11 protein-coding genes are annotated in these 8,488 nt (G+C 51.0%); 7 read left to right on the top strand and 4 right to left on the bottom strand.

What is annotated here, in order from left to right; all coding sequences use genetic code 11:
* Window positions 1-5: 5 nt before the first annotated feature.
* Complete coding sequence (locus KMZ15_RS08005; RefSeq protein WP_223692411.1) at window positions 6-146, top strand: hypothetical protein; 141 nt, start codon at window positions 6-8, stop codon at window positions 144-146.
* Between the two features lie 44 nt (window positions 147-190).
* Here the strand turns inward: KMZ15_RS08005 and nadB are convergent, their stop codons facing one another.
* From nadB to radC, 4 genes are all read right to left on the bottom strand, one after another.
* Window positions 191-1,819, bottom strand: a complete 1,629-nt coding sequence (gene nadB / locus KMZ15_RS08000; RefSeq protein WP_223692408.1) for an L-aspartate oxidase — start codon at window positions 1,817-1,819, stop codon at window positions 191-193.
* 101 nt (window positions 1,820-1,920) lie between these two features.
* Complete coding sequence (rpmG, locus tag KMZ15_RS07995; RefSeq protein ID WP_223692405.1) at window positions 1,921-2,088, bottom strand: 50S ribosomal protein L33; 168 nt, start codon at window positions 2,086-2,088, stop codon at window positions 1,921-1,923.
* 12 nt (window positions 2,089-2,100) lie between these two features.
* The gene (rpmB, locus tag KMZ15_RS07990) at window positions 2,101-2,334 is read right to left on the bottom strand and encodes a 50S ribosomal protein L28 (protein WP_223692402.1); all 234 of its coding nucleotides are present in this window, start codon (window positions 2,332-2,334) and stop codon (window positions 2,101-2,103) included.
* A 213-nt stretch (window positions 2,335-2,547) separates the two neighbouring features.
* Complete coding sequence (radC, locus tag KMZ15_RS07985; protein ID WP_308710177.1) at window positions 2,548-3,309, bottom strand: DNA repair protein RadC; 762 nt, start codon at window positions 3,307-3,309, stop codon at window positions 2,548-2,550.
* A gap of 29 nt (window positions 3,310-3,338) precedes the next feature.
* On the opposite strand from radC, the gene KMZ15_RS07980 reads away from it, so the two are divergent.
* The 6 genes from KMZ15_RS07980 to KMZ15_RS07955 all read left to right on the top strand — a co-directional run bounded on the left by KMZ15_RS07980 (window position 3,339) and on the right by KMZ15_RS07955 (window position 8,487).
* A complete protein-coding gene (locus tag KMZ15_RS07980) occupies window positions 3,339-3,794 on the top strand; it encodes a peptidylprolyl isomerase (protein WP_223692400.1) in 456 nt (151 codons plus the stop codon).
* Between the two features lie 9 nt (window positions 3,795-3,803).
* Window positions 3,804-4,793, top strand: a complete 990-nt coding sequence (gene ispH / locus KMZ15_RS07975; RefSeq protein ID WP_223692397.1) for a 4-hydroxy-3-methylbut-2-enyl diphosphate reductase — start codon at window positions 3,804-3,806, stop codon at window positions 4,791-4,793.
* 9 nt (window positions 4,794-4,802) lie between these two features.
* A complete protein-coding gene (locus KMZ15_RS07970; RefSeq protein ID WP_223692395.1) occupies window positions 4,803-5,753 on the top strand; it encodes a branched-chain amino acid ABC transporter permease in 951 nt (316 codons plus the stop codon).
* A gap of 96 nt (window positions 5,754-5,849) precedes the next feature.
* Window positions 5,850-6,983 (top strand): ABC transporter ATP-binding protein, encoded by a 1,134-nt coding sequence (locus KMZ15_RS07965; protein WP_223692393.1) that lies wholly within the window; start codon window positions 5,850-5,852, stop codon window positions 6,981-6,983.
* Window positions 6,980-7,774: an ABC transporter ATP-binding protein gene (locus KMZ15_RS07960; RefSeq protein ID WP_223692390.1), complete on the top strand. Its 795-nt coding sequence runs from the start codon at window positions 6,980-6,982 to the stop codon at window positions 7,772-7,774. The genes KMZ15_RS07965 and KMZ15_RS07960 overlap by 4 nt, the downstream gene beginning before the upstream one ends.
* On the top strand, window positions 7,774-8,487 hold the full coding sequence (locus KMZ15_RS07955) for an ABC transporter ATP-binding protein (RefSeq protein WP_223692388.1): 714 nt from the start codon (window positions 7,774-7,776) through the stop codon (window positions 8,485-8,487). Before KMZ15_RS07960 ends, KMZ15_RS07955 begins: the two co-directional genes overlap by 1 nt.
* The last annotated feature ends 1 nt before the right edge of the window (window position 8,488 follow it).

Here is an 8,488-nt window from a genome sequence, read left to right as displayed (position 1 = left end):
TGCCAATGACGAAAATTGCTGTTGACACCAAGGACGCGGCGAATGCTTTTGCGCCGCTGATTTCAATGCCCGCTTTGCAAAGCCGCCTAAGATACCGCGCTCATGATCTGAGCGGCGATTGTACGGAGAGAGAAGATAACATCTGACCTATCAATTCCATAGGTCAATAAGAGAAAAATTTTGTAGCCCTTTAACGCTGCCGCGCCAGCACAGTAGGCCGCGCTTTAGCAAGCTGGTCAGGCCAATCTCGGCTGAAATGTAGGCCACGGCTTTCGCGCCGTGAGCACGCACTGTCCACAATCAGCGCTGCGACATCGACTAGGTTACGTAATTCGAGCAAATCCCGGCTAATGCGGAAATTTGCATAATATTCATCGATTTCACTGCGCAAGAGTGCAATTCTATGTTTGGCGCGCGACAAACGTTTATCGGTGCGGACAATGCCAACATAGTTCCACATTAGTCGGCGTAGTTCGTCCCAGTTATGGGTAATCACCACTTCTTCGTCCGGGTCTGTCACGCGGCTTTCATCCCAGATGGGCAGCTGCGCGCTCGGACGATATGTATGGGTGGCGAGATCGGCTTGAATAGCCCGCGCGCTTGAGTGCGCCATGACGACGCATTCGAGCAGAGAATTGCTGGCTAGCCGGTTAGCGCCATGTAAACCCGTGTAAGCCGTCTCTCCAATCGCAAAGAGCCCCGCAATCTCAGTGCGTCCAGACACATCGGTTACCACCCCGCCGCAGGTGTAATGTGCCGCCGGCACAACTGGAATAGGCTGGCGCGTAATATCGATACCAAATTCCAGGCAGCGCGAGAGAATGGTTGGAAAATGTGCGCGTAAAAACTCGGCCGGCTGGTGACTAATATCAAGATGAACATAGTCGATGCCGTGCTTTTTGATTTCAAAATCGATGGCGCGCGCCACAATATCGCGAGGCGCTAGCTCAGCGCGTGCATCGTGCGTGGGCATAAAGCGTATGCCATTGCCGTCGCTAGCCGGGAGCTTGAGTAGGCCGCCTTCACCGCGCACCGCCTCGCTGATTAAAAATGATTTTGCATAGGGATGGTAAAGGCAGGTGGGATGGAACTGGATAAACTCCATATTCGCAATCTGGCAGCCTGCCCGCCAAGCGATTGCAATGCCATCGCCGGTTGCGGTATCAGGGTTGGTCGTATATAGATAGACTTTACCTGCGCCGCCAGTGGCGAGTATCGTATGGTGTGCTTGTAGGGTGAGGGTGCGGCCATTGCTTGAATCTAGTACGTATAGGCCATTGCAACGCCGCCCGGACGAGCCAGGCAAGGCGGTTGTGATCAGGTCAATCGCAAAATGTTCTTCAAGCAGCGTGATATTAGGGTGTGCCCGTACGCGCTGGGCTAGAGTGGTCACCACCGCATGGCCGGTGGCGTCTGCTGCGTGAATAATCCGCCGGTGACTATGGCCACCCTCGCGGGTTAAATGAAAACCAAACTCGCTGGCATCATCGCGTGTAAAAGGCACACCTTGCTTGATCAGCCATTCGATCGCCTGCTGACCCCGTTCGAGGATAAAGCGGGTCATGCTTTCATGACACAGCCCGCCGCCAGCAATCAGCGTATCTTGTACATGGTTTTCAATACTGTCCGCTGAATCCAACGCAGCGGCAATACCGCCTTGCGCCCAGTCGCTTGCGCTGTCTTGTACTGAGCGCTTAGCAATCACCGCTACGCGCAACGTAGGGGCGAGTTTTAAGGCGGCACTTAAGCCAGCTAGGCCGCTGCCTACGATGACAACGTCGAAATTTAAGTGTTTGGAAGATTCTTCAAGGTTTGGCATCTACAAGCCAGGTGCAGCAAAAACCCCGCACGAAGCAACTGCAACAAAACGATGAGGCAGCAGCTGGCGGGGTTTTTGTTGATTCGGTGGTCTAAAACCGCTTACTTGAGCTTTGTTTCTGTATAAGAAACATGCTTGCGCACAACCGGATCGAATTTCATAAGCTCGATCTTTTCTGGTTTAGTGCGTTTATTTTTTGTCGTGGTATAAAAATGACCAGTGCCAGCTGATGATGCTAGCTTGATTTTTTCGCGTCCGCCTTTAGCCATGATTTATACCCCTTAAATTTCGCCACGTGCACGCAAATCAGCGAGCACGGCATCAATTCCTTTCTTATCGATCAGGCGTAATGCGGCACTCGAGATGCGCAGTCGCACGTCACGGTTTTCGCTTTCTACCCAGATGCGACGATACTGCAAATTTGGTAAATAGCGGCGTTTTGTTCTGTTATTGGCATGGGAAACATTATTGCCAACCATTGGCCCTTTCCCGGTTACCTTACATTTTCGTGCCATTGAGCACTCCTGGTACGCTAAATTCTAGCTGCAGTAGTCATGACTACTGCGCGTTGCAAAAAAGATTATAAAAACAGGAGCGAGATTCTAGCATAAAAACTTTCGGTTGGTGGCATTTGCGTTTTGCCATTTTTTTAATTACATACCGGAGGCCACTAATATCCCAGGAGATATGCGGCAAATCATGTTGCCATCTGCGGTTGACCGTTCGCCTCAAAGCCAGCCATGTTCAGAGAACGACAAAATGGCATTAGAGGCGACGATAAAATGATCCAACAGCTTAATCTCAAATAACGCCAGGACGGCTTGCAGCTGCTTAGTTAAATGTTGGTCGGCCGGGCTTGCGGCGACAGTGCCAGAGGGGTGGTTATGGGCCACGATAAGAGACGCCGCGTTTAATAGTAACGCTTGTCGAGTGATTTCTCGCGGATAAACGGTCGTTTGGGTTAACGTTCCGCGTGATGACTCTTCCGCCCGAATGAGCCGATGGCGCGCATCAAGGTATAGGCAAACAAAAACTTCATAAGGGCGCGTGCCGATCAGCAGTTTTAAATAATCTCGGACCGCCGTGGGCGACTCTAGGTAGGTGTTATTGCGTAATTCTTCGGCTAGAGCGCGTTGAATAAGCTCGCTGATTGCATGGAGTTGAGCAATTTTGGCGGGTCCCATGCCATGCACGGCGTTCAGATCCGCATGTGAAGCGTTCAATAAAGCGCGTAGCGAACCAAAATGATTGATCAAAGTGCGCCCAAGGTCAACCGCGCTTTGTCCGGCGACCCCAACGCGTAAAAAAATGGCCAGCAGCTCGGCATTTGATAAGGCCGCGGGGCCGGCATTGGCTAATTTTTCGCGCGGGCGTTCGCTATTTGGCCAAGCGTGAATGGGATGGCTGGTTCCGTTGTCTAACTGTCTCATCTGGGTTAAGTCGCTTACAATATCGTTTTTTTGTGTTTTACGGTGCAGTTTTTTTGCCACCGGTTTGATAAATATTGATTAAGCATCGCATGACCCTGACTAATATTAATGTAGTGAAGCAAGGCTCGCACATTACGCTGCACTACCGCCTCTCGTTAGCAGAGGGTGCTGATATCGTGAATACTTTCGATGATCGGCCGGCTACTTTGTTATTAGGAGCCGGTCAGATCGCACCGCCGCTTGAGGCTATTTTGCTCGGAATGAAAGTAGGAAGCCACTCTACCTTTCGGCTAACACCGGAGCAGGCTTTTGGGGTTCGCAACCCCGCCTTGATTCAAAAAGTCACGTTAACGACTTTGCACGAACATGGGGTGGGTAGTGATGAATTTGTGCCAGGAGATTTAGTTGAATTCAATGCACCTAGCGGCGGGCGTTATGCGGGGGTGTTAAAAGAAATAGATGCAAGTGGAGCGCTGTTTGATTTTAATCACCCGTTAGCGGGTCAGGCGCTTGTTTTTGAGGTGCACATTATTGGTATTTTGTAGAGGCATATCATGACGCACCCTGCTTTAACCGAGACTGAAGCTGAGATTCTGCTGGCGCAGCCACGCGGATTTTGTGCGGGAGTTGATCGCGCGATTGAAATTGTCGAGCGTGCGCTGGCGCGTTTTGGCGCGCCGGTTTATGTGCGCCACGAAATTGTTCATAATGCCTATGTGGTGAGCGATTTGCGCCGCAAAGGGGCTGTTTTTATTGAGTCGCTTGAGCAAGTGCCTGCCGGTAGCACGGTTATTTTTAGTGCGCATGGCGTGCCCAAGGAAGTGCATGCGCAAGCTCAAAGCCTTGGTTTACATATTTTCGATGCAACCTGCCCATTAGTGACGAAGGTGCATGTCGAAGTGGCTAAAATGTGGGCCAATGGCTATGAGATCATTATGATTGGACACAAAGGCCATCCCGAAGTTGAGGGCACGATGGGACAAGTGCGCGATAGAATGCATCTCGTGGAAGATCTAGCCGATGTTGAGCAACTGCAAGTGGCTGATCCACAAAAGCTTGCTTATGTGACGCAAACAACCTTATCGGTTGACGATGCAGCGCAGGTGATCGCGGCGTTAAAGAAACGTTTCCCGGCGATTCTTGGGCCAAAAAAGCAAGACATTTGCTATGCCACGCAGAATCGGCAAGATGCCGTCAAATTTATGGCGCCGCAATGCGATCTGGTGATTGTAGTGGGGAGTCCGAATAGTTCAAATTCAAATCGCCTGCGTGAAGTGGCTCAAAAGCTTGGCATTCCATCTTATATGGTGGATGAGCCAGCGCAAATTGACCCCGCCTGGCTCGTGGGCAAACGTCGGATTGGCGTCACGGCAGGCGCATCAGCGCCTGAAGCGCTCGCGCAATCGGTGATTGAACGCTTGCGCGAACTTGGCGTGGCGAAGGTGCGCACCTTAGAGGGCGTTGCTGAAAACGTGTCTTTCCCGCTGCCGCGTGAACTGAGTGCATTAGCCGGTGGCCCGGAAAATTCAAATAAGCCAAATTGAGGAGGGTAAGTGGATATTTTTATCCAGCAAATTCTGAATGGTTTAGTGCTGGGTAGTGTTTATGCATTGATTGCACTAGGCTACACCATGGTTTATGGCATTTTGGGCATTATCAATTTTGCTCATGGTGACGTGCTGATGGCCGGCGCGCTCATCGCGCTCTCGGTGATTAAGCTCATCCAAGCGTACTGGCCACAGCTTGGACCTATACCGACGTTATTGATGGCCCTGGCAGTCGCTGCATTTGCCTGTGCTGCGCTTGCCTATGTGATCGAGCGGGTGGCCTACCGGCCACTACGTAATGCACCACGGCTGGCGCCATTAATCACGGCGATTGGCGTCTCGATTTTGCTGCAAACACTGGCGATGATGATCTGGTCGCGCGATCCATTGATGTTTCCGCAATTGCTGCCGACAGATCCAATTAATGTGATTACACCTAAAGGCGATCAGCCGGGGGCGGTGATTTCAATGACTGAGATCATTATTATTGTGGTTGCTTTTATCACCATGGGTGGTTTATTGCTGTTGGTTCATAAAACGCGCCTTGGCCGCGCGATGCGTGCCACCGCGGAAAACCGAGCCGTGGCAAGCTTAATGGGCGTGAATCCCAATCTTGTGATTTGCGCCACTTTTATGATTGGGGCGGCTCTGGCGGCACTGGCCGGCGTGATGATTGCTTCCGAATATGGCAATGCCCATTTCAATATGGGCTTTATCCCGGGGATTAAAGCTTTTACTGCGGCGGTTCTAGGAGGTATTGGTAATCTAGGCGGTGCGGTGGTAGGTGGGATCTTGCTCGGTGTTATCGAGCAACTGGGCGCGGGTTATATTGGGGATTTGACCGGCGGTGTATTCGGCAGTAATTATCAAGATGTATTTGCCTTTATGGTGTTAATTGTCGTGTTGGTGCTCCGGCCATCTGGTTTGTTAGGCGAGCGGGTTGCTGACCGTGCATAAAGCATCGCATGACTCTGACGTAGCCGGCTCTATAAAGCGCCGGTATCAGCCTTGGCTTTGCGATTAACTCTCCTATATTAAGTTTTGCTTAAACATATGATAGCGTTCACTACAAAAAAACCAGTGACGGCCTATGTCGGCATGATATTGCTTGCGCTCACGCTGCTTTTAGCGCCGATTTTGATTGGTGCGGTGGGCGGCAATTATTGGGTGCGGGTGCTTGACTTTGCCATGCTCTATGTGATGCTGGCATTGGGCCTGAATGTGGTGGTTGGCTTTGCCGGTTTGCTTGATTTAGGGTACATCGCATTCTATGCGGTGGGTGCATATACCGCAGCTTTTTTATCGTCCCCGCATCTATTGATGCAATTTGATTGGATTGCCCAATTACTGCCAGCTGGACCACACTTCTCAATTTGGTTGATTTTGCCCATTGCGCTTGCCATGGCAGCCCTCTTTGGCGTTTTGTTGGGTGCGCCGACTCTGCGTTTGCGTGGCGATTATTTGGCTATCGTGACGCTTGGCTTTGGCGAGATTGTGCGGATTTTTCTGAACAACCTTGACCGCCCGTTCAATATTACCAACGGCCCAAAAGGGATCGCCAATATTGCACCGGTTACTATATTTGGCTTTGATTTATCGAAGACGCATACTTTTTTGGGCCTGAACTTCCCCTCCGTCTATTTATATTATTATCTATTTGCCGCGCTTGCTGTGCTGGTGGTTTTTGTTTCTATCCGGCTGCAGCATTCTCGCATCGGCCGGGCTTGGGTAGCAATTCGCGAAGATGAAACGGCGGCCCAAGCGATGGGTATTAATACGCGTAATATGAAGCTGCTCGCATTTGCCATGGGCGCTTCATTTGGTGGTGTGTCGGGAGCCATGTTCGCGGCTTTCCAAGGTTTTGTCTCACCTGAGTCCTTCACTTTTTGGGAATCCATTGTGGTGCTATCTTGCGTTGTGCTGGGTGGCATGGGGCATATTCCAGGTGTGATTTTGGGTGCCTTACTCCTTTCACTCTTCCCAGAGTTTTTGCGCTCGACAATGGGACCTTTACAGCATGCGCTATTTGCTCGTGAAATTGTCGACGCCGAGGCCATTCGTCAACTATTTTATGGTTTGACCATGATTATTATCATGCTTTACCGTCCTGCAGGCTTATGGCCGGCCGCTAAGCATGAAGACCGGATGGCTAAAAAAGCCAAGCGCAATTGCATTGGGCGTATATGAATCTTGAGACGATAGTACCCACTCAACCCATTCGTTTATCGGTTAAAGGTGTCAATAAAAGTTTTGGTGGCTTGCAGGCACTGCATGGCGTGAGTTTAGAGATCGTCAGCGGACATATTTATGGCCTGATCGGCCCAAACGGGGCAGGCAAAACCACTCTTTTCAATGTGTTAACGGGCTTATCTAAGTCCGATGCCGGTACCTTTATACTTGATGGCGAGCCTTATCAGCCCACTGCGGTGCATCAAGTAGCGCGCGCCGGAATTGCGCGCACCTTCCAAAATATCCGTCTATTCGGTGGCATGACAGCGCTTGAGAATGTCATGGTAGGGCGCCATGTGCGTACGCGGCAAGGACTATTAGGAGCGGTCTTGCGCACGCCTGCTGAACGTCGTGAAGAAAAAGAAATTAAAGAATATGCTCGCGCTTTACTCGATTATGTTGAGATTGGACAGTATGCGGGTTACACGGCCCGTAACTTATCGTACGGTCACCAACGCCGGCTTGAGATTGCGCGTGCATTGGCAACTGAGCCGAAACTGCTGGCCCTCGATGAACCTGCCGCGGGCATGAATGCCACTGAAAAAGTAGATTTGCGTCAGTTACTCGAAAAAATTCGCAACGATGGTAAAACTATTTTGTTGATCGAACACGATGTGAAACTTGTGATGGGGCTATGTGACCGAATGACCGTGCTGGAGTACGGTAAAGTGATTGCCACTGGGTCAGCGCAGGAGGTCCAAAAAAACCCTAAAGTTATCGAAGCCTATCTGGGCGCAGGAGGCAGTTAATGTCAGCACTCTTAAAAATCAAAGGGCTGCAACTGGCTTATGGCGGCATTCAAGCGGTTAAGGGGATCGACTTAGAAATCTTTGAAGGTGAGTTGGTCACGCTTATCGGTGCTAACGGCGCCGGTAAAACAACCACCATGAAGGCAATTTGCGGTTTAAAAAGCTGCGCTGCTGGCGATATCGAGTATTGTGGTGAATTGCTCAGAGGCGTTCCTGCGCACGAATTGCTCAAACGTGGGCTCGCTATGGTTCCTGAAGGGCGTGGCATTTTTGCGCGCATGACCATTCTCGAAAACATGCGCATGGGCGCCTATTTGCGTCATGATACCCGCGGCATTAAGCAAGACATTGAGCAGATGTTCGTTTATTTCCCGCGTTTGAAAGAGCGTATATCGCAGCTTGCCGGCACCCTTTCGGGCGGGGAGCAGCAGATGCTGGCCATGGCGCGCGCGCTACTGAGCCGGCCCAAGCTACTGCTCCTAGATGAGCCATCAATGGGCCTCTCGCCATTGATGGTTGAGCGCATTTTTGAAGTCGTGCGGGAAATTTCAGCGCAAGGGCTAACAATCTTACTGGTCGAGCAAAACGCGCGGCTTGCGCTCCACGCGGCTAATCGTGCTTATGTGATGGAATCTGGGCTGATCTCGATGTCTGGAGACGCCAAACAGATGCTCGGAGATCCGCAAGTGAGGGCGTCTTATTTGGGGGAATGAT

Origin of the sequence: Mycoavidus sp. HKI (genome assembly GCF_020023735.2) — a bacterium.
Taxonomy (GTDB): domain Bacteria; phylum Pseudomonadota; class Gammaproteobacteria; order Burkholderiales; family Burkholderiaceae; genus Mycoavidus.
The sequence above is the reverse complement of the archived record's forward strand: the minus strand, read 5'-3'. Positions and strand labels throughout refer to the sequence as shown.